Origin of the sequence: Pseudomonas sp. RL_105y_Pfl2_101 (assembly GCF_963970585.1) — a bacterium.
Taxonomy (GTDB): Bacteria; Pseudomonadota; Gammaproteobacteria; order Pseudomonadales; family Pseudomonadaceae; genus Aquipseudomonas.
In genome coordinates, this window is sequence record NZ_CAXAPG010000002.1 from 380,956 (window position 1) to 405,102 (window position 24,147).

The window sequence follows — 24,147 nt, forward strand, 5'->3', positions numbered from 1 at the left end:
TTCAATGCTCCATGGCCAGGGTGGCCGAGGTGGCCGTGGATGAGTGAATACGCAGGAGCTCACGCACCTGCTCGGCGCTTTCCTGGCCCAAGGCCTGTTGAGCCAGCGTGCGGCACTCGCTCAGGTTCCATTCACGCACGCAGGCCTTGATCGCCGGAATCAGCGGCACACTGACCGATAACTCATCCACGCCCAACCCCAGCAACACCGGCAGCGCCAGGGGTTCCGAAGCCAACGCACCACACACACCGACCCATTTGCCATGGGCACGGGCGGCCTCGACCGTACGGGTGATCAGGCGCAACACCGAGGGATGCAGGCTGTCGGCCTGGCTGGCCAGCCGTGGGTGGTCACGGTCCATGGCCAGGGCGTATTGGGTCAGATCGTTGGTTCCGATGGAGAAGAAATCCACTTCTGGGGCAAACAGGTCGGCCATCAGCGCCGCCGCCGGCACCTCGATCATGATGCCCAGCTTCGGCGCCTGTTTGAGTCCCAGGTGGCAGACCTCTTCGTCCAGCATTTGCCGCGCCAGGCGCAGCTCCGCCAGTTGCGTGACCATGGGCAGCATGATGTGCAGCCGCGCCAGCCCCGAACAGGCAAGAATTGCCCGGAACTGTTCACGCAACAACTGGGGACGTTCCAGGCACAGGCGAATACCGCGCATGCCGAGGAATGGGTTGGCCTCATGAGCCATTGGCACATAGGCCAGCGGCTTGTCCCCGCCCACGTCCAGGGTACGTACCACCAGATTGCGTTCCGGTCCCAGGGCCCGGGCGACGGCACTGTAAAGGGCCGCTTGCTCGTCATGGCCAGGTGGCTGAGCGCGATCCAGGTAAAGCAGCTCGGAGCGCAACAGCCCGACACCTTCGCCACCCAGGCTCATGGCCTGCTCCACGTCCCGCAGCGACCCGACATTGGCGCTGACCTCGACTCGATGACCGTCAAGGGTACGAGCCGCCAGGGCCGCTTGTTCAAGGTCACGCTGATGCCGCTGGCGCTGCCGGTCCCGAGTGGCCTGGCGTTGCTCGACCAGGGCTTGATCCGGATTCACGTGCAGCTCGCCACTGTCGGCATCCAGCAACACCCGGGTGCCGTTGCCCAGGGCCAGCACGGGGTGCGCCACGCCACACAACGAGGGCAGGCCCAGCGCACGGGCCAGGATCGCGACATGGCTGGTGGCGCCGCCCCCCACAGTGACGAAACCGGCGATGCGTGAGGTGTCGAGGCTGGCGGTCTGGGATGGCGTCAGTTGCTCGGCCACCAGGATCGCCCGTTCAGGCAGGTTCCAGGCGTTATCCTCTAGCCCCAGGATCAGCTTGAGCACCCGTTGTCCGACGTCGGCCAGGTCCGCAGCCCGCTCGGCCAGCAAAGCGCTGCCCAATTGCTGGAACAGCGCAGCGCTCGCCTCGGTAGCGGTTCTCCAGGCGAATGCCGCGCTCTTGCCCTCGGCGATCAAGGCTTGGGCCTGCTCCAGCAAAGTGGGGTCTTCCAGCAACTCTTGATGGGCCCGAAAAATCTGCGCCTGGACACTGCCTGCCGCCTCGTCCTGCAACACCTTCAAGGCTTGCGTCGCTTGCTCCAGGCCTTGATCCAGGGCGGCCTGCTCAACCTCGATACCGACACCCGCCTCCTCAATGTCCAACACCTGGGAGGCGACCTGGACCACTTCACCAAACGCCGAACCGGGCGACGCACAAACACCCCGTAGCCGGCCGGGCATCGACGGCTCGACAGTGACGGGCGGCGCCGCCGTCAGCGGCGCTTGCACCGTCTCGCCGCACCCCGACAACAGCAATTGTTCCAACGCTTCGATGGCCTGTCCGGCCTGAGGGCCGGCGGCGCTGATCTGCACGCTGTCGCCCTTGACCGTCTGCAACGCCATGATCGCGACCAGTGACTTGCCGTTGGCGCTGGCTTGCTGCTTATGCAGTTGGATATTGGCATCAAACCCTTTGGCCGCCTGGGCGAACACCGCAGCAGGACGGGCATGCAGGCCACTTTCATTGGGCACGATCAGCGACCCGGAAAACAGCATCGAACCCTGCTGCGCCTCGTCGACGGGTCCTTGTTCCGTCGGACACACACGCAGCAACGGCGCACCACTCTCGATACAGCTCGTCTCGTCCCCGAGCAGGCTGAAGGGTTCGCCGCTGACCACCAGCATCAGCGTCAACAGGCTGCGCGCATGCAGGGCGATGTAGTCGGCATCAAAATCGATCAGCGGCTGGCCGGCCTCGACCCGTTGCCCCATGGTCACCCGCGAGGTGAACCCCTTGCCCGCCAGGTTGACCGTGTCCAGACCAATGTGCATCAGCACCTGGACGCCGTTGTCAGCGGTGACACTCACCGCATGGGCGCTGTCCTGAAGCGTGCCGATGACACCGCAAAGCGGCGCGCAAAGGGTCTGCGAGGTCGGATCGATGCAGATGCCATCCCCCACCACACGGCTCGAGAAGACGGGGTCCGGCACACTGTCCAAGGGCATCAAGACCCCGGACAGCGGTGCGAGCAATTGCAAAGGTTGCGTTGTGTTCATGAGACTTCACCTGCTGCTGTCTGTTCTTTTTGGCATCGCGGGCACGCAGAGATCAGCGACCCGCGCTACACGGGTCATTTCCACCAGTATTCGACCTGCAGGCCCACGTTGGAACCATGTCGCGCACCGCCGAATACACCGGTGTCCGACAGCGCCGAGCCGGCTGCCAGTTCATTGGCTGCACGCTTGGCCGCCTCGTTCCAACTGGCGTAGGTGTAATAGAGCCGTATTTCCGGACGAGCCCAGAATTCCGGGCCCTTGGGCGACCAGGTGGGCGCAAAGGTAACTTTGCTCAGTTTGCGTGTTCCACCGCTGGCCTGAACCTGGTCATGACCCAGTTCGGCCACCAACTTGAATTGATCAGTGATGGCGTACGCCGGGCGAACCCCCAACGACAGCCAGTCCTGGTCGGCGCCATCGGTGCGGATGTCCTTCTGGTACACCGCCTGCACCTGTCCGCCGAAACGCGGCGTGAGCTGCCAATCGAAAAACTCCACCAGACGATAACTCTTGTTGCTGTCGTCCAGTCCGGTATCGCCGGTATACCCCAGCCCAGTGCCGGGGCCCTCACCGTACTGCAAGGCCAGTTTATTCTTGCCGCCCAGGAAGTCCTGCTGCACATGCTGGGCGGTCAGGGCCCAACCGCGATGGGCGTCACGACGGTCCGCCCGGTCGATGAAGCTCAGGCCAAATTCCAGCTCGCCGCCGGGGTTGGTCCTGAAACCGGCGACGTTGAAGTCATGCCGGTTGACCGGGTCTTTCTGGTAGAGGTTGTCCTTGCGCGAGAAGGCGTAGCTGTATTTCAGCCCGCCGATCAGCACGTCCTCGATCCCGCCACCGGTAGCACTCTGGTTCCAGTAGTAGAAATCCGAGATATGGATGTCGTTACGTTTGTAATAACGCCGACCAGCCCACAGCGACCCGCCGTTCAGACTGGGCATGTTCGACCATTGGGCATACATCTGCGGCATGCGCGCCGAGCCGTTTTCACCCTGGAAAGTCGGCGTGCGGTCATAGCGGTTGTACAGCGATGCCATGCCGTCCACGCTCAACACCGAGCCATCGTCGAGAGTGAAAAGATCCTGGCGCAGCTCCAGTTCCCCATACTGCTCGCACTCATTGCCCAATCGGTATTTAGTCTGTGCCCCGGGCAACTGGAAGCAGGATTGGGAACGGCCATTGGTCGCACTGCCGACGCCGCTGCGCAGATAACCGGAAAACTCCAGCGCCTGAGCCGGGAACGGCAGCGCCAGGCAGATACAGGACGCGGCAAGGCCACGGTTTATAATTGTTTTCATACACCCACCTCTCCATTATTTCTTATTGTTTTTTGCTCCATAACTTCCCTCCTTGACCGCCATTTAGCTGACGACAAAGGGCCCACGATGCGTCTGGCGCAACGTGTTCGCTGTCAGGCATTGCCTGGGTCAGGGAAAGCTGTTTATTCAGTCGCTCAGGTGCAACACAAACGACTCATAGGGCCGCAAGCGCAGCCGTCGGTATCGGTGTTCGCCGGCCTCGTAGTTGCCGATCACCCAGCGTTGTTTCGTGTCATGGCTGAGGACGCCTTCGGGCAGCTCCACGTCGCAGTCGCCTCCATAAAAATGGCTGACCACCAACAGGCGCTCCCCCTGCCCTTCACGCAGGTACGCCCACACCTGCGGATGTTCGGGCAAGAGCAGGCGGTAGACACCGTCCTGGATCAAAGCTTCGCTGCGGCGCAGGGCGATCAATTGACGGTAGTAATGCAGCACCGAGGCCGAGTCTTGCTGTTGCTGCTCGACGTTGATGGAAGTGGCGCTGACGGGCACACCGATCCAGGGTTCGGCCCGGCTGAAACCGGCGTTCGGCCCGGTATTCCATTGCATCGGCGTGCGCCCGTTATCGCGGGACTTCTGGATGATCGGCGCCATGGCCTCGGCCTCCGGCACCCCGGCGTTGCGCTTGAGGCGATAGATGTTCAGGGTTTCCACATCGCGATACTGCTCGATGTGCTCGAAGCCCGGATTGGTCATCCCCAACTCCTCGCCCTGGTACACGAACGGGGTGCCCTGGAGAAAGTGCAACGCCGTGGCAAGCATCTTCGCCGAAGGCTCGCGGTACTCACCGTCATCGCCGAACCGCGACACCACCCGCGGCTGGTCATGGTTACACCAGAACAGCGCATTCCAACCACCACCGGCCTGCATGCCGACTTGCCAGTCGGACAGGATGCGTTTGAGTTCGAGAAAATCGAAGTCGGCCCGCACCCACTTTTGCAAGTTCGGGTAATCCACCTTCAAATGATGGAAATTGAACGTCATCGACAGTTCACGGGACGCCGGGCACGAATAACGAACACAGTGTTCAAGGCTGGTGGACGACATCTCGCCGACATTGATCAGGTCGAACCCCTCGAAGACTTCCCGATGCATTTGCTGCAGGTAGCGATGCACGTTGGGACCGTCGGTATAAAAACGCCGGCCATCAGTGTGGTCGTCAGGAAAGTCGGCCGGCTTGGAAATCAGGTTAATCACATCGAGACGAAAGCCCCCCACCCCCTGGTCCCGCCAGAAACGCATCATCTTGAACACTTCGGCACGCACCTGGGGGTTGTCCCAGTTCAGGTCGGCCTGGGTGTGGTCGAACAGGTGCAGGTAATACTGGCCGGTCTGCGCTTCGTACTCCCAGGCCGAGCCGCCGAACTTGGACTCCCAGTTGTTCGGCTGGTCCCGCCAGATATAGAAATCGCGGTACGGGTTGTCGAGGCTGCTGCGGGCGGCCTGGAACCAGGGATGCTCAATGGAGGTGTGATTGACCACGATGTCGAGCATCAGCTTGATACCGCGCTTGCGCGCCTCAGCGATCAATAATTCGCAATCGGCCATGGTGCCGTAGCTGGGGTCGATGGCGTAGTAATCACTGATGTCGTAGCCATTGTCCCGTTGCGGCGAACGCAGGAACGGTGTCAGCCACAGGTAATCCACACCCAGCCAGTGCAAGTAGTCGAGCTTGTCCACCACCCCTCGCAAATCACCGGTGGCCTGGCCGCCATGGCTGTAGAAACTCTTCGGATAAATCTGGTAGATCACTGAGCGTTGCCAGTCTTGCATGGCGAGATTCCTTCATTCTGTCTGGTACTGGCCCTGCGGGCCTCATCGCGGGCAAGCCCGGTTCCCACAGGCGTCAGGCCACCCGATACCCCGGCCGGACGATCTTCATGCTCAACGCGCAGGTCAGGGCAAAGGGCACGCTCATGGCGATGACCATGCCGACCACGAACATCGGTATGTAGTCGGGCACGATCGAAATGAAACCCGGCAGCCCCCCGACGCCAATCGCCGAGGCCTTGATCTTGTTCAGCGACAGGAAAATGCAGCCCAGGGCCGAACCGGCCAGGGCGCAATAGAAGGGGAACTTGTAGCGCAGGTTGACCCCGAACATTGCCGGTTCGGTGATGCCGAAATAAGCGGAAATCGCCGACGTGGACGCCATGCTCTTGTCCCGCGCATTGCGGGTCATGTAGAACACCGCCAGCGCCGCGCTGCCCTGGGCCAGGTTGGACATGACGATCATCGGCCAAATGAAGGTGCCGCCCTGGGTCGAGATCAATTGCAGATCCACCGCCAGGAACATGTGGTGCATGCCGGTCACCACCAGCGGCGCATAGAGCAGGCCGAAAATCGCCCCGCCAATCACCGGCGCCAGGTCGAACAACGCCACCATGCCTTCGGTAATCAGGATGCCCAGGTGCCGGGTGACCGGACCGATGATGGCGAGGGCCAGTACACCGGTAACCACAATGGTGGTGATGGGGATCACGAGTAGTTGGATCGCGTTGGGCACCCTGGCCCGCAACCATCGCTCGATCACGCTCATGACATAGGCCGCCAGCAGGATCGGCAGGATCTGCCCCTGGTAGCCGACTTTCTCGATCCGGAACCAGCCGAAGATGTCGAAGTACGGCAGGCTCTGGCCCTCCAGCCCCGCCACGGCCTTGCCGTAGTTCCAGGCATTGAGCAGGTCCGGGTGGACGAGCATCAAGCCCAGCACGATGCCAAGGATCTCACTGCCGCCGAAACGCTTGGCCGCCGACCAGCCCACCAGGGCCGGGAGAAAGACAAAGGAGGTATTGGCCATGAGGTTGATCAGGCTCCAGACGCCATCCAGGTTCGGATAGGCATCGAGCAACGTCTGTCCGGCAATGAACATGCCCTTGGCGCCCAGCAGGTTGTTGACGCCCATCAGCAGGCCGGCGATCACCAGGGCAGGCAGGATGGGCATGAACACATCGGACAGCACCCGCACCAGGCGTTGCATGCCGTTGCCCTTCTGCGCGCCCTGGCGCTTGACGTCGGCAATGGTCGCGGCGGCCAGGCCCGTCAATTCGCGCAGGGCGGCATAGACCTTTTCCACCTCGCCCGGCCCAATGACCACCTGGAACAGGCCACCGGTAAAAAACGAACCCTTGACCAGGTCGATCTGGTTCAGCGTGGCACTGTCCACCCGGGCCGCGTCCTTGAGGGACAGGCGCAGGCGCGTCACGCAATGGGCCGCCTGCTCGATATTGTCGGCGCCACCCAAGCTTTGCAGCAGCTCGCTGGCGATTTTTGAGTAATCGTGGCTCATGCTTTTTTCTTCCGCGTCATTCTTGTTATTGAGAGTCGACAGCACGTGGAAGGGAAAGTACTCGTCTGTACGAGTTAAATCAACAACTCGTACAGACGAGTTTTGTTTTTGTTTATGATGAACCCCCGAAAAACCAGGAAACGTCCTACGCTCCTGTCGTCAAATAATGACAGCCGAATGGACAACTCCCCCACTTGGCCCGTAAGGTTCCGCCCCGGTGAACAGCGCGGTACAGAGCCCTCTCCATGAGTAAATACAACCAGATCTACAACGATCTGCTGACCAGCATTACCACCGAACGCCTGGAGCGAGGTGCCCGCCTGCCCTCCGAAACCGAACTGATGGACAGCTACCAGGCCAGTCGTGGCACGGTGCGCAAGGCCATCGAACAACTCCAGGAGCGCGGCTTCGCCCAGAAGATCCACGGCAAGGGCACCTTCGTACTGTCCACCCAGCCCATCGAATTCCAGCTCGGTGGCATCGTCAGCTTCCAGGAGACCTACCCGCGCCTGGGCAACGATGTCAGCACCGACGTGGTCGAATTCAGTCAGCTACCTTTGGAAGGCGCCCTGCTCGAGCACATCAAGGCCCCCGCCGGGAGCCCGATCACCCGCATCAAGCGGGTCCGACGAATCGACGGCAAGCGCGTGATCCTGGACATCAACCACTTCGTCAGCGACGTGATCCCCGGCCTGACCCGCGACATCGCCGTGCAGTCGATCTACGCCTTCATCGAACAGACCCTGCACCTGCAAATCGCCTATGCCCAGCGCACCATCGAAGCGGTCCGCTGCGCCAAGGACGATCAGCAGCACCTGGACCTCGACGGCCAGAGCCATGTGATCGTGGTGAGTAACCAGACCTTTCTTCAGGACGGCCGACAATTCGAGTACACCGAATCGCGGCATACGCTGGATAAGTTTTATTTTTCGGATGTGGCGCGGCGGTGAAGTCGGCGGTGGCCGCCTGAGCGGCGGCCAGGGCATGATTCAGTGGTTCAAACTACGTTGCCGTTTCCGTTGAGACGTTGGTTGCCCACTGCATCACGAATGCGGCCACCCGTTGTTCGATATGGCTTTCGACGGTACGCAAACGCAGTAAAGAGATACCACTTTTGCTCAAGATGCTGTTTTTCAAAGCATCGAGTTCCACCTGCTGTGGTGTGTCATGGCTGCCGCCGTCGACTTCTATCACGCCCAACGGCGTTTTCCCAACTTTGAAATAGAGCACGAAATCACAACTGGCGCCGTTGGCCATGAACTCCCGTTCTCTCGGCGTCAGGCTCGTGTTCACGGCCGAGGCCAGCAGGTTCAGCGCGATCTGCGAATGGAACTTGAGCCCCCGGCAAACCTCCTGGTCCAGCGTCTCACGCAGTATCTGCGCCACAATCTGCTCGGACTTGAAAACAGAGTCTTCCCGTCGTAATCGCTTATCGAGGCGTTCAAGCGATTGATCGTATTCGTTGTAGAGCAGGTCAAAGGCAGATACCACCGGGGCGCGATGCAACTGCCGGTCTTCCGCGTAATATTCGATGTAGCGCACCAGCGCCGCGATATGCCCGTTGTTCGCTCTGAAAACATCGTCTCCCGTGACCAAAGTAAAATGATTTTTAGCACGGGAAACCGCTACATTGACCATGCGTGGGTCATCCACGAATGACAGGAGTTTCGGCGTAATACTCTTTTTGTCCAATACGGTGGAGAAGACGATCTCGTCGCACTCTCGGCCCTGGAATTTGTGAACAGTGTCGTTGACGAAGTCAGCCGGTAAAAGCGTGCCAGACAAAGTGGCCTGTGCCCTGAACGGCGCAATAAACCCCCTGCCGTCCTCGCCCTCCCATGCGCTTTCGCCCTCCCCCTCAAGCACCACCAACAGAGAATCCAGCTCCCGCAGGTTAGTTGTCTTTCGCGTGTGATTGCCCTTGGCCGTGACCAGCAGCGACAAAGGCTTTTCCCCGTTGTCCTTCGTCATCGGAATCAGTTGGTCATCATAGAACTGCTGATTGCAAAACTGGATGATTCGCGGGTGACACCGATAGTGTTCTTTGAGCAGCGTCGTCGCAATAGAGCCATTGAACACTCTTATGCACGAATCGAGCAGACTGTGCTTCTCACAATCGTAGTTATCCTGGGGTGCTGCGAGGCCAAGCTTTGCTGGAATGTGCGCCAACTGTTTTCTATCACCAACGATAATCAGGTTTTTAGCGCAGCCCAACGCCAGTATTCCCGGAACGATATCTTGTTGCGAAGCCTCGTCGATAATCACGTAGTCAAGCATCGCCCCTGCTTGGAGGGAGTTGATGATTGAATGCGTGCTGCTGGAAATAATCGGGTAACGCTTAACAAACTCATCGAATCTGCGCTTGTAGTCCTTGGCGTCAAAGGGTTCAGGCGTCGGCACATGCTGATGCAGGTGCTGCTTGAGATACTTCATTGAAGCGCTGGTCAGTTCCTCCAGTAGCGCCTGGTAATTGCCAAGTCGCAACGTTTGCTGAAGGCTTTCCAGTGCCGCGTTTTTTTCCTGCAATGCCTTGTCGTAGTAGTGGAGTTGCAGGCCATAGAACATCGACTTGCGCTTTCCCCAGTTATCGAATGGCCTGATGCGCAGAATCCTGAAATTGAACAGCAGCTCAATCCTGTCCTTGACCCTGACGCGGCCACCCGCAAGATGGGCCAGATAAGCCATCAGGTCAGCGGCCTTTTGCGGGGTGAGCTTGTACTTGTCCAGGACCGGTATCTGCACGCCGTTATCCTGCTGCCATTGCCGCAGATAACGCCGTTATCCTGCTGCCATTGCCGCAGATAACGCCGCTCCACCTCCAGCTCATCGATTTCAATCTGCAACTGCGCCACCGCATTGCGGGCATGCAGATGCCCTTTGAGTTGCTGCAAGACAGCCTGGATGCGCTCCATCGAGGGGGCTGCTTCGGGAGCCGCCGAGGGCCGGGAGCACGGCTTAGCGAAAAATGTTTCGCGGTTGTCTTTACTGCCTAATTCAGCGACCAGGTAATTGAGGCCGGACTTGCCCAGCTTTTCACAAACATTCGCGACAGCTGAGTTGTTGTTGGAGACCACCGCCACGTTTTTTCCACACAGCAGGATATTGGCAATGATATTCAGAATGGTCTGGGTCTTGCCTGTACCTGGAGGACCTTCGATCAGACTGACTTGGGAGGTGAACGCCCGTTCGACGGCTTGGAGCTGACTTTCATTGATGCCAAATGGAAAGATGAAATGACCCGCTTGCACCTGCTGTCCATTCTGCCCGAAGCAATATGCGTGCAGCGCCGTGCCTGCAACTGAAGGTATTGCGTTCAACTGCCGCAGTACGTTTTCGGCGATCTCCTTGTCGCCAGGTTTCACGCTCTTATCGACCCGTCCATTGGCGACGGAACGGAAATATTGAAAGATCGGGTCGTCCTTGATTTTCGTCGACTCGACTAGCTCGATGGAGTCCAGCCTGAACACATACTTTGTCGTCTTCCCCGCATACTGAACGACCGCATATTTCTCGCCGTAGATCACAGCGCTCTCGATGGGGTTGACCATTGCACTGCCCTTCCTGCGCAGAAGCTGGCCACTCACCACTCGGGTAGGAATGATTTCACAGACTTCAAGCGGCCAGGAATAGCTCTTGCCGGAAGGAAAGAAGCCAGTGAGCAAGAACCCACCACTCCTGTCACTTTTGATTTTCCAATCGCTGAACTGTCGAGTCTTGTCTTCACCGCGTGCGCTGATAGAAACCATATATCCCTTATATTCAGGCTCGTTCAAAGCCTGGACACATCCATGTTGTCGGAGCCCCCCTTCAGCGACTCCCCCAAGGCTGTCACCCAACCAAAGCGTCCAACGCTTTGGAAGCCATACCCGGTAACCGTCGACCTTCTTTCGCAACGTTGACCTGCAGCGCCACCTGGGCCACATCCAACACGTTCTTGGTCAGCGAATAGCTGCCCTTGGCCTGCAGCCAGGTCAGCACGTCTGCCAAATGCCAAATAGATGCACTCCCCTCATGCACCGGAGTCGGGAAGCTGCTTGGATGAGCCAACATCAGCTTGCGCATATTCTGCCGAGACACACCGACGATCTCAGCTACATCAGTCAGCCCGACCAAATCAGGCGCAACCTCGATCAATTTGGCCGACGGTACCGCGCGATGGACATCGGCCAGAGCGCTATGCACTGCCTTGACCGCATCAGGAGCCTCGCGAGTGAACTCAAGCGCCAGCCGCCCCGGCTGCCCGATACCGACCAAGGCATCGTCACAGCCCGCTTCCCCTAGCCGTTCGACCAGTTCATCCATCGCACAGCCATCGTCAACAAGCTGATATTTCAAGGTAAAGGTAAATTCCATTGTTCTATTCCTTAGCATCGTAATCCGCATCGCGCCGATTGCGATGCGTCGAGCAATTGCCCACAACGCGTCGCAAGGCTCGCGCATGGTTGCCAGGGTTCTTCGGCGTGCTCCATATCGAGGTGATGCAGAACTCGCCACAACGGCACACCGCGTCTTTGTACGGGCAATAAACCCTCCCCCAAGCGTGATCGCCGCCGACTTCTATGCGCCATCCGTGCCCTTCGGCATGCCTGAGCGCTTCTTCGACCTCTTTCTTCGGGTGCGTTGGACGAATCATCCGTGATCTCCAGTATTCGCACGGCCCGCGAAGTTGTCAAATGACAACCTTCTCATATTTCAAAAAGCGCCACTGCGCAGCGTCTCGAAAAATGGAAAAATGGTTGGCATGCGAAAAATCTCCGCGAACCATGCCAGTGAAATACCCATGACTGCAGCCCGATGATAAGCGTTTCCCGGTGCACGCTAAGGCGGGTAATCGTAGCGAGAGGTGACGGCAGTGCCCTCCCAGCACCCTCACAGTCTGTCATTGCGGTTGGCAGCCTGAGGGAAGCCCGGAATTGGCCTGTAAAAATGAAAAAAGCCCTATGGAAGTTATCCAGAGGGCTTTTTTTCAAGGCAGGCGCCGGAGCCAATAGCGGCCGTCAGCAGTACAGATATTTATGCCTGACTCATTCCCACTCAATCGTCGCCGGCGGCTTGCTCGACACGTCATACGTCACGCGGGAAATGCCTTCGATCTCATTGATGATCCGCCCGGAGACGGTCTCCAGAAGCTCGTACGGCAGGTGTGCCCAACGCGCGGTCATGAAGTCGATGGTTTCCACGGCGCGCAGGGCGACGACCCAAGCGTAGCGACGGCCATCGCCGACCACGCCCACCGATTTCACTGGCTGGAACACCACGAACGCCTGGCTGACCTTGTGGTACCAGTCGGCCTTGCGCAGTTCTTCGATGAAGATGTGGTCGGCGCGACGCAGCAGGTCGGCGTATTCCTTCTTCACTTCACCGAGGATCCGCACGCCCAGGCCCGGGCCCGGGAATGGGTGACGGTAGACCATGTCGTACGGCAGGCCCAGTTCCAGGCCGAGACGACGCACTTCGTCCTTGAACAGTTCGCGCAGCGGCTCGACCAGCTTGAGGTTCATCTCTTCCGGCAGGCCACCGACGTTGTGGTGGGACTTGATCACGTGGGCCTTGCCGCTCTTGGCGCCGGCCGACTCGATCACGTCGGGGTAGATGGTGCCTTGGGCCAGGTACTTGATGTTGTCCAGCTTGCAGGATTCGGCATCGAACACGTCGATGAAGGTACGGCCGATGATCTTGCGCTTTTTCTCCGGGTCGGACTCGCCGGCCAGGTTATTCAGGAACTGCTCTTCGGCGTTGGCGCGGATCACTTTGACGCCCATGTTCTCGGCGAACATGGCCATCACTTGCTCGCCTTCGTGCAGACGCAGCAGGCCGTTGTCGACGAAGACGCAGGTCAGTTGGTCGCCAATGGCCTTGTGCAGCAGGGCGGCTACTACCGAGGAATCGACACCGCCGGACAGGCCCAGCAGCACGTTGTCGGTGCCAACCTGGGCGCGGACCTGGGCGATGGCGTCTTCAGCGATTTTCGATGGGGTCCACAGGGCTTCACACTCGCAGATGTCGAGGATGAAGCGCGACAGGATGCGGCCGCCCTGCTTGGTGTGGGTCACTTCAGGGTGAAACTGCACGCCGTAGTAACGGCGATCATCGTTGAACATGCCGGCAACCGGGCAGCTCGGGGTGCTGGCCAGGATGTGGAAGTCTTCCGGCATCTTGGTGACCTTGTCACCGTGGCTCATCCACACGTCCAGGCCGAACAGGCCGTCAGCGTCGACGTGGTCCTCGATACCGTCCAACAGGCGGCTCTTGCCGACTACGTCAACGCGGGCATAACCGAACTCACGCAGGTCCGAACCTTCGACCTTGCCGCCCAGCTGTTCAGCCATGGTCTGCATGCCGTAGCAGATACCGAAGACGGGTACGCCCAGGTCGAACACGGCTTGCGGGCAGCGCGGGCTGTCGGCTTCGTGCACGGACTCCGGGCCGCCGGCGAGGATGACGCCTTTAGGCGCGAATTCGCGAATCGCTTCGTCGTCCATGTCGAACGGATGCAATTCGCAGTACACACCGATTTCACGCACGCGGCGGGCGATCAGTTGGGTGTACTGGGAACCGAAGTCGAGGATCAGGATGCGGTGAGCGTGAATGTCGAGGGCCATGACTCATTCTCATGTAGTGAATCAGAAACAACTCGGGGCTGAATGAACAGCCCCGGTGATTAACGTTTTGCTGAAGGCCTTAACCTACGCGGTAGTTCGGCGCTTCCTTGGTGATCTGCACATCGTGGACATGGGACTCGGCCATGCCAGCGCCGGTGATACGCACGAATTCCGGCTTGGTGCGCATCTCTTCGATGTTGGCGCTGCCGGTGTAGCCCATGGAAGAACGCAGGCCGCCCATCAGTTGATGGATGATGGCGCTCAGGGTGCCTTTGTACGGCACGCGACCTTCGATGCCTTCCGGCACCAGCTTCTCGGCACCCGCGGAGGAGTCCTGGAAGTAACGGTCGGAGGAGCCCTGGGCCTGGGACATGGCGCCCAGCGAACCCATGCCGCGATAGGCCTTGTAGCTACGGCCCTGGAACAGTTCGATCTCGCCCGGTGCTTCTTCGGTACCGGCGAACATCGACCCCATCATCACGCAGGAGGCACCGGCTACGATGGCCTTGGACAGGTCACCGGAGAACCGGATGCCACCGTCGGCGATCAACGGTACGCCGGTGCCTTCAAGGGCGGCGGCGACGTTGGCGATGGCGCTGATCTGCGGCACGCCGACACCGGCAACGATGCGGGTGGTGCAGATCGAGCCTGGGCCGATACCGACCTTGACCGCGTCGGCGCCGGCTTCGGCCAGGGCCTGGGCCGCAGCGCCGGTGGCGATGTTGCCGCCGATCACCTGCACTTCAGGGAAGTTCTGCTTGACCCAGCGAACGCGCTCGATCACGCCTTTGGAGTGGCCGTGGGCGGTGTCGACCACCACCACGTCAACACCGGCACTGACCAGCGCGGCGACACGGTCACCGGTGTCCTTGCCGGTGCCAACCGCAGCGCCGACGCGCAGACGACCTTGGTCGTCCTTGCTGGCCAGCGGGTAGGCCTTGGCTTTTTCGATGTCGTTGACGGTCATCATGCCTTTGAGGGCGAATTTGTCGTCGACGATCAGCACGCGCTCGATGCGGTGCTTGTGCAACAACTCGCGGACGTCGTCCTTGTTGGTGCCTTCCTTGACCGTGACCAGACGCTCTTTAGGCGTCATCACTTGGCGGACGGTGGCATCCAGGCGGTTCTCGAAACGCACGTCGCGGGAGGTGACGATGCCGACCAGGTCACCATCGTGCAGCACCGGAACGCCGGAGATGTTGTGCATGCGGGTCAGTTCGAACAGATCGCGAACCGTGGCGTCAGCCTCGATGGTGATCGGGTCCTTGACCACGCCAGCTTCGAACCGCTTGACCTTGCGCACTTCGGCGGCCTGCTGTTCGATGGTCATGTTCTTGTGGATGATACCGATACCGCCTTCCTGGGCCATGGCAATGGCCAGACGGGCTTCGGTCACGGTGTCCATGGCGGCGGAAACCAGGGGGATATTCAGTTCGATGCCACGGGTGAGACGGGTTTTGAGACTGACTTCGTTAGGCAGTACTTCGGAATAACCGGGCACTAGGAGAATGTCGTCGAAGGTCAGAGCTTCTTGGCTGATACGCAGCATCGCGGGGGCTCCCGAGCGGGAAAATGGAAGCGCGCCATTATACTCATGCACCCCGTCTGGCTCAATGTAAAACTCTGTCTATTATTGCCGGGCTGATTGACGGGCTAAATCGCCGCCCGATTGCCAACACATTCCCCTGTGGAAGCGGGCTTGCTCCCACAGGGGTTATTGCGCCTCTCCTACAACTCCACCTTCACCCAACTCACCGGCTGATCGAGCCAATCGGCGAACTCATCGAGAAAGTCCTGCTTGAACCCCGCCTCCAACCAGTTGTTGAAGATGAACCCCAGATTGGAAAAGCCGCAGGGCTGCAGGAACAGGAAGCCGTTGATGTCATCTTCATGGCCGCATTCGGGGCAGGTGAAGTTGTCGGTGCGCGCCGGCATCCAGTCTTCCAGGCTTTCGAACAGCGCTTCACCGACTTCCTTGCGGCACTCGGCGCAACCGGCTTCCTCGAGAAAGCCCTTGGCCGGTGTATAGATGCAGCGCTTGGTGAGGATCTCCAGACCATTGATCGCCTCACCGAACGGCAAGGCCTCAGGATGCAAGACCACCTCGCGAGCACCGGGGGCGATGGCGTGGGCCATGCGATTGCCGGTGCGCCCGCAGGTGGTCAGTTGTTCTTCGACTATATTCTTGCGCACCAGCCAGCGCACGATCGCCCGGGCCCGAGGTTCGTGGACTGGCAGGGTGGAAATTTTCGGAACGATGATGCTTTGCGAATTCATGGCGAGGCCTGGCTGTTGCCCTGGCAGGGTCTGATCAAAGGCCGGCAGCTTAATCCCTGGCGGGGCCAGGTCAAGCACTCAGGTAGCGCCCGATCAACGCGAGACCGCTGGCAAGCACCAACCAGGTGACCAACCGCACGAATACCTCTCGCGATATCCTCATCGTCAAGCGACGCCCCGCCCACAACCCCAGCGCCATGGCCGGCAACAAACACAGCGCCAGTACCAACAAGGGTAGCTCGGCATACACCCCGGCCACGATAAACAGGCTCAAGCGCACCACCGTGCTGCAACTGATCAGGGCGCTTTGCGTGGCTCGGGCCGAGTCCTTCGGCAAGCGACTGTTCAGGTAGATGGCATATAAAAAGCCGCCACTGCCAAACAACGCACCGAACATCCCGCCCACCGTGCCCATCGCAAACGCCCACGGCGATGACAATTGTGTCGGCCGGGTTTTTATCAACAGGCTATAGATGGCATAGCTACTGATGAACAACCCCATCAGCAGCAACAACAGGTCGGACTTGAGGTTGAGCAGGAAAATCACCCCGAGGGTGCAACCCACCGCCATACAGGGCAACAACCGCAGCAACTCCGGCCGGGACACGTCCCGGCGCGAGGGCAGCAAGTTGCCGAAGGCCGCGACACAATCCAACACGACCAGCAGTGGGACGATTTTCGACAGTGGCATGAACAGCAGCAGGATGGGCGCGGCCACCAGCGCCGTGCCGAACCCGGCAATGCCGAACACGATGTAGACCAGGGCAATGGCCGAGCCGATCACCAGCCATTGCGTAGGGGCGAATGCCCACTGGTCCAACCATGGGAGAAGATTCATCCGGCACTTCCTTGATGAGGAGAGCGACGACTTTAGCCAGATGCCGGGGGGTACATCCAGGATTTGTGGGGACTGCACAGGAGGATTTGTCTGCACACATGGAGATTCCCCTGCGAATGCCCTTATCATGCCGCCCATGATTAAAGATCCCTTTGCCCGACTGGGCCTGGACCGCGAAGTCCTGACTGTCAGCCAGCTCAACGGCCGTGCGCGGGTGTTGCTTGAAGACGTGTTCAGCAACATCTGGGTCGAGGGCGAAATCTCCAACCTCGCCCGCCCGGCCTCCGGCCATGTGTACTTCACCCTCAAGGACAGTGGCGCCCAAGTGCGTTGCGCGCTGTTCCGGCAGAATGCCGCGCGGGTACGCCAGGCCTTGAAGGACGGGCTGGCGGTGAAAGTGCGCGGCAAGGTCTCGCTGTTCGAGGGCCGTGGCGATTATCAGCTGATCCTCGACACCGTGGAACCGGCCGGCGATGGCGCGCTACGCCTGGCCTTCGATGCCCTGAAGGAAAAGCTCAGCGCCGAAGGCCTGTTCAGTGCCGAGCGCAAGGTGCCGTTGCCGGCCCACCCGCAACGCATTGGCATTATCAGCTCACCCACGGGCGCGGTGATCCGCGACATCATCAGCGTGTTCCGCCGCCGCGCGCCGCAGATCGCCCTGACGCTGATCCCCACCGCCGTGCAAGGTCGCGAAGCCACCGCACAAATCGTCCGCGCCCTGAAGCTGGCCGACGCCCGTGGTTTCGATGCGCTGATCCTGGCCCGGGGTGGCGGTTCGCTGGAAGACTTGTGGTGTTTCAACGAAGAAGCGGTGGCCCGGGCGGTGGATGCCTGCGTCACACCGATCGTCAGCGCCGTCGGCCATGAGACCGACGTGTCCATCAGCGATTTCGTTGCCGACGTCCGCGCCCCGACCCCGTCCGCCGCCGCCGAACTGCTCGCACCGGATGCCGGAGACCTGATCCGTCGCGTCGAAAGCCTGCATCGCCGACTGGTGATGCGCATGCGTGACCGGCTGATGCGCGATCAACTGCGCCTCGAAGGCCTCACCCGACGCCTGCGCCACCCCGGCGAACGCCTGCGTCAGCAAGCCCAGCGCCTCGACGACCTGGACATGCGCATGCGCCGGGCGTTCGAACGCAGCCTCAATACCCGCCGTGAGCGCTTGATCCGCCTGGAAACCCGCCTGGCCGGGCAACACCCGGGCCGGCAACTGGCATTGCTGCGCCAGCGCCTGGACAGCCTGGCCGAACGCCTGCCCCGGGCCATGCGCGAAACCCTGAAAACACGCCGCGTGCAATTGCACAACCAGATGCAGACGCTGCACATCGTCAGCCCCCTGGCGACCCTCGGCCGGGGCTACAGCATTTTGCTGGACGAACGCGGCCATGCGATCCGCAGTGCCGACCAAACCCAGACCGGCCAGCGTCTGACCGCCAAGCTCGGCGAAGGCCAATTGCTGGTAAGGGTCGAAGACAATCACCTGACGCCGGTCACCCTTTCTTTACTGGATTGATTCATGCCGCGATATCTCGTCCCATTGCTCTTGCTGTGCCTGACCTTCAACGCCCACGCCGACAGTTACATCACCCGCCTGCTGAACAAACCAGTGCCCGGCGGTGTGGCCGTGGTGGACCTGGGCAGCGCAGCCAAGGCCCCGAAAGCCAGCTACCAAGGCAAGCCGGTGCTGGTGGTCAAGGAACAGGACAACTGGCTGGCGATTGTCGGCATCCCGCTGACGGTCCAGCCCGGCACCCAGCGGATCAGCAGTGGCGGCGGCACCCAGCCGTTCGTGGTCGGCTATAAAAAGTACCCCGAACAACGCATCACCCTGAAGAACAAGCGCCAGGTCAACCCGAACCCGGCGGACCTCAAGCGCATCAATGCCGAGCTGGCCGTGCAACTGAAAGCCTATCGCAGCTTCAGCCCGAACATCCCCAGCAACCTGCTGCTGGACAAACCGGTCAACGGCCCGCTGTCGAGCAAGTTCGGCGTGCGCCGGTTCTTCAACGGCGAAGAACGCAACCCTCACGCCGGCCTGGACTTCGCGGTACCCGCCGGTACACCGATCAAGACCCCGGCCGCCGGCAAGGTGATCCTCACCGGCAACTACTTTTTCAATGGAAACACCGTGTTCGTCGACCATGGACAAGGCTTCATCAGCATGTTCTGCCACATGTCGAAGATCGACGTGAAGGTCGGCCAACACCTGGCCCGGGGCTCCGTGGTGGGTAAGGTCGGCGCCACCGGCCGGGCAACGGGGCCGCATATGCACTGGAATATCAGTTTGAATGATGCGCGGGTGGATCCGGCGATTTTTATCGGGGCTTTTCAACCCTGAATATTTGCGGTGGGGCTACCGGCCTCTTCGCGAGCAGGCTCGCACACATTGGGTTCTCTGGTGAACACAACATTTGCAACCCATAGAGATCCCCTGTGGGGGCGAGGCTGCTCGCGATGACGGCAGCCGCAGCACCACTATCCTCGGAATTGCCAAGCCCTAAATATCGACGCAATCCTTAGGATACAAACTGTCTATATACGCGATTAAATCTCGCAAACCCGCCTAAAAGCAGAACTTCTCTCAATTTTTTCCGACTGCTTGCGATCCTCTCCTCACGCGGTTAGGGTTGAAGGCATGAAAACCTCTCACACCCTCATTCAGCTTCGCCAGCACCGCAGCCTGTGCCTCGTCAGCGCACGACTGCCGGGCTGAATCGCGGCACCTCGCCCCTGCTCTGAAGCCACCCCCATTCGAAACACCGGCAGGCCGCCTCTTTCCGGCCACTACAATAAGGATTTCCCCATGAGCATGCTCAAAGACCCGTCTTCCAAATACCGCGCCTTCCCGACCATCAACCTGCCGGATCGCACCTGGCCGTCGAAGACCATCACCGCCGCGCCGATCTGGTGCAGTTCCGACCTGCGCGACGGCAACCAGTCGCTGATCGAGCCAATGGATGCGGTGAAGAAGCTGCGCTTCTGGAAAACCCTCGTCGCCGTGGGCGTGAAAGAAATCGAAGCGTCGTTCCCAGCCGCTTCGCAGACCGACTTCGACTTCGTGCGCACCCTCATCGAAGAAGGCCACATCCCGGACGACACCACCATCCAGGTGCTGACCCAGGCCCGTGAAGACTTGATCGCCCGCACGTTCGAATCCCTGCGCGGCGCAAAAAAGGCCATCGTCCACCTGTACAACGCCACCTGCCCGTCGTTCCGCCGCATCGTGTTCAATCAGGACAAGCAAGGCGTGAAGGAAATCGCGGTGAACGCGGCCAAGCTGTTCGTCAAATACGCCGCGCAGCAGCCGGAAACCCAGTGGCAGTTCGAATACTCGCCAGAGACCTTCAGCGCCACCGAGTTGGAGTTCGCCAAGGAAGTCTGCGACGCGGTGATCGAAGTCTGGAACCCGACGCCCGAGCGCAAGGTGATCCTCAACCTGCCTGCTACCGTGGAAGTCGCCACCCCGAACATCTACGCCGACCAGATCGAGTGGTTCCACCGCAACATCACCCGTCGTGACAGCGTGCTCATCAGCCTGCACACCCACAACGACCGTGGCACCGGCGTGGCCGCTACCGAGCTGGGCCTGATGGCCGGCGCCGATCGTGTCGAAGGCTGCCTGTTCGGCAACGGCGAACGCACCGGTAACGTCGACCTGGTGACCGTGGCACTGAACCTCTACACCCAGGGCATCAACCCCGAGCTGGACTTCTCCGACATCGACGGCGTGCGCAAAGTGGTCGAGGAATGCAACCAGATCCCGGTGCACCCGCGTCATCCGTACGTTGGCGACCTGGTTCACACCGCGTTCTCCGGTTCGCACCAGGATGCCATCCGCAAAGGTTTTACCCAGCAGAAACCGGACGCGCTGTGGGAAGTGCCGTACCTGCCGATCGACCCGGCCGACATTGGCCGCAGCTACGAGGCGGTGATTCGCGTCAATAGCCAATCGGGCAAGGGCGGTATCGCCTACCTGCTGGAGCAGGAATACGGCATCAGCCTGCCGCGTCGCATGCAGATCGAGTTCAGCCAGGTGGTACAGCGCGAAACCGATCGCTTGGGCCTGGAAATGACCGCCCAGCAGATCCACGCCTTGCTGCAGCGTGAATACCTGCAAGCCAATACCCCGTACGCGCTGGTCAGCCATCGCCTGCAGGAAGAAAACGGCAACAGCGCCGTAGAAGTGGAAGTGGCGAGCAAGGGCCAGGGCGAGACCAACCTGCACTGGCGCGGCAAGGGCAACGGCGCGCTGGAAGCGCTGGTGGCCGGCCTGCCGGTTCCAGTGGAGATCATGGACTACAACGAACACGCCATCGGCGCCGGCACCAATGCCAAGGCCGCGGCGTATATCGAATTGCGGGTCAACGGCGAGCGTGCGGTGCACGGCGTGGGTATCGATGAGAACATCACCACCGCCAGCTTCAAGGCGCTGTTCAGTGCACTGAATCGCTCCCTGAGCCAACCGGAAGCCAAAGCCGCCTGATCGTTCGGCTAGAATACAAAAAGGCCCTGGGGTGAGAACCCTGGGGCCTTTTTGTTTGGCTTGATGTTGGGTTGGCTGTTCCGACGCCTTCGCGAGCAAGCCCGCTCCCACAGGAGGTCTTTGCCAGGCACAGAATTTGTGTCCGCCGCAGGTCCATTGTGGAGCGGGCTTGCTCGCGAAGGGGCCCTACCAGACGACCGGGCTATCAGGCATGGGTATCGATCGAGACTGTCATCGCCTGCAACAGCGCGGCCTGCAAGGTGTGCAAAGTCGCCTGAGTCGCCATGATCTGGGTCTGAACCGCCATGACTTCCTGGGCTTTTTGCTCCTGATCGGCCTGGCGTTTCTGGACCCGGGCCAACTGGGCTTGCTGTTCGGCCAGCAACTTCTCGGTCTGCTCGATCTGCTTCTTCAGCTGTTCGATGACATTGCTGCCGTTGCTGCCGCCTACGCCGGCGATATTCGCACCGCTGGTGTCAACTTCCAGTTTCTTGTCTTTGTCTTCACTGCTATCAGTCGATGCTACAGGACTGACCGCTTTCTCTTCTTCAGCCCCGCGAATGGAGACTTTAGGAGCGGACAACGGATAAGGATTAACGGTGGTTGCGCTGATACTGGTCATACGGACTTCTCCTTGGCTGACCGGTTATCGGCACGAGACACCGTTCCTTAAGGGCTGAATCGTTTCAATCAGATGAATTCAAACGAATCGGCATCCAGGTTCGCCGGAAACCGCGCGCGATAGGCCGCCAGGTCCGCCGCGTTCAAATACACGTTGAACACGCCATCCGCTTCGCCAGCGCTGAGCAGGGTTTCGCCCTGGAAGTCCAGCACCTGGCTGTCACCGGCGTAGGCGAAACCCTTACCGTCGGTGCCGACACGGTTTACCGCCGCCACGTAGCACAGGTTCTCGATCGCCCGAGCCGGCAACAGCCGATTCCAGTGCTGACGCCGCGCCCCGGGCCAGTTGGCGGTGTACAGCAGCAGGTCGGTGTCCTCGGCGTCGCGGCTCCAGACCGGGAAGCGCAGGTCGTAGCAAATCAGCGGACGAATCCGCCAGCCCTTGAGCTCGAACAGCACCTGCCGCTCACCCGGAGTGTAGTGGTTGTGCTCCCCCGCCATGCGAAACAGATGGCGCTTATCGTAATGCAGCACCTCTCCATCCGGCCGCGCCCAGAGCAAGCGATTGCGATGGCTGCCATCAGCGGCCTGGATGATCACACTGCCGGTGACCACCGCGTCCAGCTTCGCAGCCTGGGCCTTGAGCCATTGGTGCGTCGGGCCGCTTTCCGGTTCCGCCAGGGTCTCGGACTCCATGGAGAAACCCGTGGTGAACATTTCCGGGAGGATGATCAGGTCAGCCCCGCGCGCCTGCTCAAGCAGCGCTTGGAAATGCTCCAGGTTGGCCCTGCGGTCATGCCAGGCCAGGGTGGTCTGGACCAGGGCAATGTCGAGGTCTGGCAACGCGCTCAAATCACGCATAGTTTTTCCGCCGCTTCGCGCAGCGTCTCCTCGCGTTTGGCAAAGCACAGGCGCACCAGGCGCTGGCCTTGTGGTGGGTGCTGGTAGAACACCGAAACCGGAATCGTCGCCACGCCATGCTCACGGGTCATCCACACCGCCATGTCGACGTCATTCAGGTCCGGGCGAACCTGCGAATAGTCCACCAACTGGAAATAAGTGCCGGTCACGCGCTTGAAGCTGAACCGCGACGGGGCCAGCAGATCGCAGAACAGGTCACGCTTGGCCTGGTAGAAGTCCGGCAGTTCATCGACGTATTCCGGATGCTCGGCCATATAGTCAGCCAGGGCGTACTGCAACGGCGTCACGCCACAGAAGCTGACGTACTGGTGCACCTTGCGCAGCTCCGCCGTCAGCCCCGCTGGCGCCACCACGTAGCCGGTTTTCCAGCCGGTGACGTGGTAGGTCTTGCCGAACGAACTGACCACGAAGGCGCGTCGGTACAGCTCCTCATGGGCCAGGACACTGGCGTGGGCGACGCCGTCGAACACCAAATGTTCGTAGACCTCGTCGCTGACCAGGTAGATGTCACGGTCGCGAATCAGCGTCGCCAATTGATCGAGTTCAGCGCGGCTGATCAGGGCGCCGCTGGGGTTGTGCGGCGAGTTGAGGATGATCATGCGCGTACGCGGACTCAGAGCTTCGCCGAGCGTCTCGAAGTCGAGGGCGAAATCATCCTGGCCCAATGGCACGTGCACGCAACGCCCCCCGGCCAATTGCACGGCAGGCTCGTAGCTGTCGTAGCTGGGGTCGAAGACGATCACTTCGTCGCCGCTGTGGACCAGCGCTGCAATGGCACAGAAAATCGCCTGGGTCGCGCCGGGGGTCACGGTGACCTCCTGATCGGCATCGACACTGGCGCCATAGCTACGGGCGATCTTCGCCGCGATCTGCTGGCGTAGCGCCGGCAGGCCGGTCATGGGCGAATATTGGTTATGGCCTTGGGCAATGTGCCGGCCGACCGCATCGCGCAGGGCCTGCGGACCATCGAAGTCGGGAAACCCCTGGGACAGGTTCAGCGCGCCCGTTTGCGCGGCGAGCTGGGACATCTGGGTGAAAATAGTGATGCCGACATTCGGCAACTTGCTGGTGATCATCGGAGGTCCCTGCTCTGCACCCGGCTCTGTGCGGCGCGGGAGAGCTCGAGGATAGCCCAATCGCCGAGCATGAAAAAGGGTGCCACCAAGGGCACCCTTTTCTTGTCACCGAATCGCAGGAAAACTCTGTGGCGAGGGCGCTTGCTCCCGCTGGGCTGTGGTAGGAGCTGCCGAAGGCTGCG

17 protein-coding genes and 1 pseudogene are annotated in these 24,147 nt (G+C 60.5%); 4 read left to right on the plus strand and 14 right to left on the minus strand.

The genetic code is table 11. The features are described from left to right. Position 1 precedes the first annotated feature (1 nt). From ptsP to treP, 4 genes are all read right to left on the minus strand, one after another. Positions 2–2,536: a phosphoenolpyruvate--protein phosphotransferase gene (gene ptsP, locus AACY31_RS04480; protein WP_339483366.1), complete on the minus strand. Its 2,535-nt coding sequence runs from the start codon at positions 2,534–2,536 to the stop codon at positions 2–4. A gap of 74 nt (positions 2,537–2,610) precedes the next feature. Further along, positions 2,611–3,834 carry a maltoporin gene (locus AACY31_RS04485; RefSeq protein ID WP_339483365.1) on the minus strand — a complete coding sequence of 408 codons (1,224 nt, stop codon included), beginning with the start codon at positions 3,832–3,834 and terminating at the stop codon, positions 2,611–2,613. Between the two features lie 147 nt (positions 3,835–3,981). Next, the gene (treC, locus tag AACY31_RS04490; protein ID WP_339483364.1) at positions 3,982–5,628 is read right to left on the minus strand and encodes an alpha,alpha-phosphotrehalase; all 1,647 of its coding nucleotides are present in this window, start codon (positions 5,626–5,628) and stop codon (positions 3,982–3,984) included. Positions 5,629–5,701: 73 nt separating this feature from the next. Continuing rightward, on the minus strand, positions 5,702–7,144 hold the full coding sequence (gene treP, locus AACY31_RS04495; RefSeq protein ID WP_339483362.1) for a PTS system trehalose-specific EIIBC component: 1,443 nt from the start codon (positions 7,142–7,144) through the stop codon (positions 5,702–5,704). Between the two features lie 245 nt (positions 7,145–7,389). Between treP and treR the strand changes: the two genes are divergently transcribed. After that, on the plus strand, positions 7,390–8,094 hold the full coding sequence (gene treR, locus AACY31_RS04500; protein ID WP_339483360.1) for a trehalose operon repressor: 705 nt from the start codon (positions 7,390–7,392) through the stop codon (positions 8,092–8,094). 52 nt (positions 8,095–8,146) lie between these two features. On the opposite strand, the pseudogene AACY31_RS04505 reads toward treR, so the two are convergent. The 7 genes and pseudogenes from AACY31_RS04505 to AACY31_RS04535 all read right to left on the minus strand — a co-directional run bounded on the left by AACY31_RS04505 (position 8,147) and on the right by AACY31_RS04535 (position 16,861). Continuing rightward, positions 8,147–10,890, minus strand: a pseudogene (locus AACY31_RS04505) (AAA domain-containing protein). 82 nt (positions 10,891–10,972) lie between these two features. Beyond that, positions 10,973–11,497, minus strand: coding sequence for a helix-turn-helix transcriptional regulator (locus tag AACY31_RS04510; RefSeq protein WP_339483359.1), 525 nt, complete (start codon positions 11,495–11,497; stop codon positions 10,973–10,975). Positions 11,498–11,501: 4 nt separating this feature from the next. Continuing rightward, entirely contained in the window at positions 11,502–11,777 is a 276-nt protein-coding gene (locus tag AACY31_RS04515) for a hypothetical protein (RefSeq protein WP_339503910.1), read from the minus strand. 391 nt (positions 11,778–12,168) lie between these two features. Continuing rightward, complete coding sequence (gene guaA, locus AACY31_RS04520; protein WP_339482778.1) at positions 12,169–13,746, minus strand: glutamine-hydrolyzing GMP synthase; 1,578 nt, start codon at positions 13,744–13,746, stop codon at positions 12,169–12,171. Between the two features lie 79 nt (positions 13,747–13,825). After that, entirely contained in the window at positions 13,826–15,295 is a 1,470-nt protein-coding gene (gene guaB / locus AACY31_RS04525) for an IMP dehydrogenase (protein ID WP_339482777.1), read from the minus strand. Positions 15,296–15,474: 179 nt separating this feature from the next. Then, positions 15,475–16,023, minus strand: coding sequence for a sugar ABC transporter ATPase (locus AACY31_RS04530; RefSeq protein WP_339482776.1), 549 nt, complete (start codon positions 16,021–16,023; stop codon positions 15,475–15,477). Positions 16,024–16,093: 70 nt separating this feature from the next. After that, entirely contained in the window at positions 16,094–16,861 is a 768-nt protein-coding gene (locus AACY31_RS04535) for a sulfite exporter TauE/SafE family protein (protein ID WP_339482775.1), read from the minus strand. Positions 16,862–16,997: 136 nt separating this feature from the next. On the opposite strand from AACY31_RS04535, the gene xseA reads away from it, so the two are divergent. From xseA to leuA, 3 genes are all read left to right on the plus strand, one after another. Continuing rightward, the gene (gene xseA, locus AACY31_RS04540) at positions 16,998–18,377 is read left to right on the plus strand and encodes an exodeoxyribonuclease VII large subunit (protein ID WP_339482774.1); all 1,380 of its coding nucleotides are present in this window, start codon (positions 16,998–17,000) and stop codon (positions 18,375–18,377) included. Positions 18,378–18,380: 3 nt separating this feature from the next. Then, complete coding sequence (locus tag AACY31_RS04545) at positions 18,381–19,202, plus strand: peptidoglycan DD-metalloendopeptidase family protein (protein ID WP_339482772.1); 822 nt, start codon at positions 18,381–18,383, stop codon at positions 19,200–19,202. Positions 19,203–19,667: 465 nt separating this feature from the next. Beyond that, positions 19,668–21,347: a 2-isopropylmalate synthase gene (gene leuA, locus AACY31_RS04550; protein WP_339482771.1), complete on the plus strand. Its 1,680-nt coding sequence runs from the start codon at positions 19,668–19,670 to the stop codon at positions 21,345–21,347. Between the two features lie 205 nt (positions 21,348–21,552). On the opposite strand, the gene AACY31_RS04555 is transcribed toward leuA, so the two are convergent. The 3 genes from AACY31_RS04555 to AACY31_RS04565 form a co-directional block, all read right to left on the minus strand. Then, complete coding sequence (locus AACY31_RS04555; protein WP_339492900.1) at positions 21,553–21,969, minus strand: hypothetical protein; 417 nt, start codon at positions 21,967–21,969, stop codon at positions 21,553–21,555. Between the two features lie 68 nt (positions 21,970–22,037). Beyond that, a complete protein-coding gene (locus tag AACY31_RS04560) occupies positions 22,038–22,829 on the minus strand; it encodes an amidohydrolase (RefSeq protein ID WP_339482769.1) in 792 nt (263 codons plus the stop codon). Further along, positions 22,817–23,965, minus strand: coding sequence for a pyridoxal phosphate-dependent aminotransferase (locus AACY31_RS04565; RefSeq protein WP_339482768.1), 1,149 nt, complete (start codon positions 23,963–23,965; stop codon positions 22,817–22,819). The genes AACY31_RS04560 and AACY31_RS04565 overlap by 13 nt, the downstream gene beginning before the upstream one ends. Positions 23,966–24,147: the final 182 nt, after the last annotated feature.

Coding starts and splice junctions, on each gene's coding strand:
- ptsP (WP_339483366.1), bottom strand. CDS start 2,536: ATGAACACAACGCAACCTTTGCAATTGCTCGCACCGCTGTCCGGGGTC.
- AACY31_RS04555 (WP_339492900.1), bottom strand. CDS start 21,969: ATGACCAGTATCAGCGCAACCACCGTTAATCCTTATCCGTTGTCCGCT.
- AACY31_RS04530 (WP_339482776.1), bottom strand. CDS start 16,023: ATGAATTCGCAAAGCATCATCGTTCCGAAAATTTCCACCCTGCCAGTC.
- AACY31_RS04515 (WP_339503910.1), bottom strand. CDS start 11,777: ATGATTCGTCCAACGCACCCGAAGAAAGAGGTCGAAGAAGCGCTCAGG.
- treR (WP_339483360.1), top strand. CDS start 7,390: ATGAGTAAATACAACCAGATCTACAACGATCTGCTGACCAGCATTACC.
- treP (WP_339483362.1), bottom strand. CDS start 7,144: ATGAGCCACGATTACTCAAAAATCGCCAGCGAGCTGCTGCAAAGCTTG.
- AACY31_RS04545 (WP_339482772.1), top strand. CDS start 18,381: ATGCCGCGATATCTCGTCCCATTGCTCTTGCTGTGCCTGACCTTCAAC.
- AACY31_RS04510 (WP_339483359.1), bottom strand. CDS start 11,497: ATGGAATTTACCTTTACCTTGAAATATCAGCTTGTTGACGATGGCTGT.
- leuA (WP_339482771.1), top strand. CDS start 19,668: ATGAGCATGCTCAAAGACCCGTCTTCCAAATACCGCGCCTTCCCGACC.
- guaB (WP_339482777.1), bottom strand. CDS start 15,295: ATGCTGCGTATCAGCCAAGAAGCTCTGACCTTCGACGACATTCTCCTA.
- xseA (WP_339482774.1), top strand. CDS start 16,998: ATGATTAAAGATCCCTTTGCCCGACTGGGCCTGGACCGCGAAGTCCTG.
- treC (WP_339483364.1), bottom strand. CDS start 5,628: ATGCAAGACTGGCAACGCTCAGTGATCTACCAGATTTATCCGAAGAGT.
- AACY31_RS04485 (WP_339483365.1), bottom strand. CDS start 3,834: ATGAAAACAATTATAAACCGTGGCCTTGCCGCGTCCTGTATCTGCCTG.
- AACY31_RS04560 (WP_339482769.1), bottom strand. CDS start 22,829: ATGCGTGATTTGAGCGCGTTGCCAGACCTCGACATTGCCCTGGTCCAG.
- guaA (WP_339482778.1), bottom strand. CDS start 13,746: ATGGCCCTCGACATTCACGCTCACCGCATCCTGATCCTCGACTTCGGT.
- AACY31_RS04535 (WP_339482775.1), bottom strand. CDS start 16,861: ATGAATCTTCTCCCATGGTTGGACCAGTGGGCATTCGCCCCTACGCAA.
- AACY31_RS04565 (WP_339482768.1), bottom strand. CDS start 23,965: ATGATCACCAGCAAGTTGCCGAATGTCGGCATCACTATTTTCACCCAG.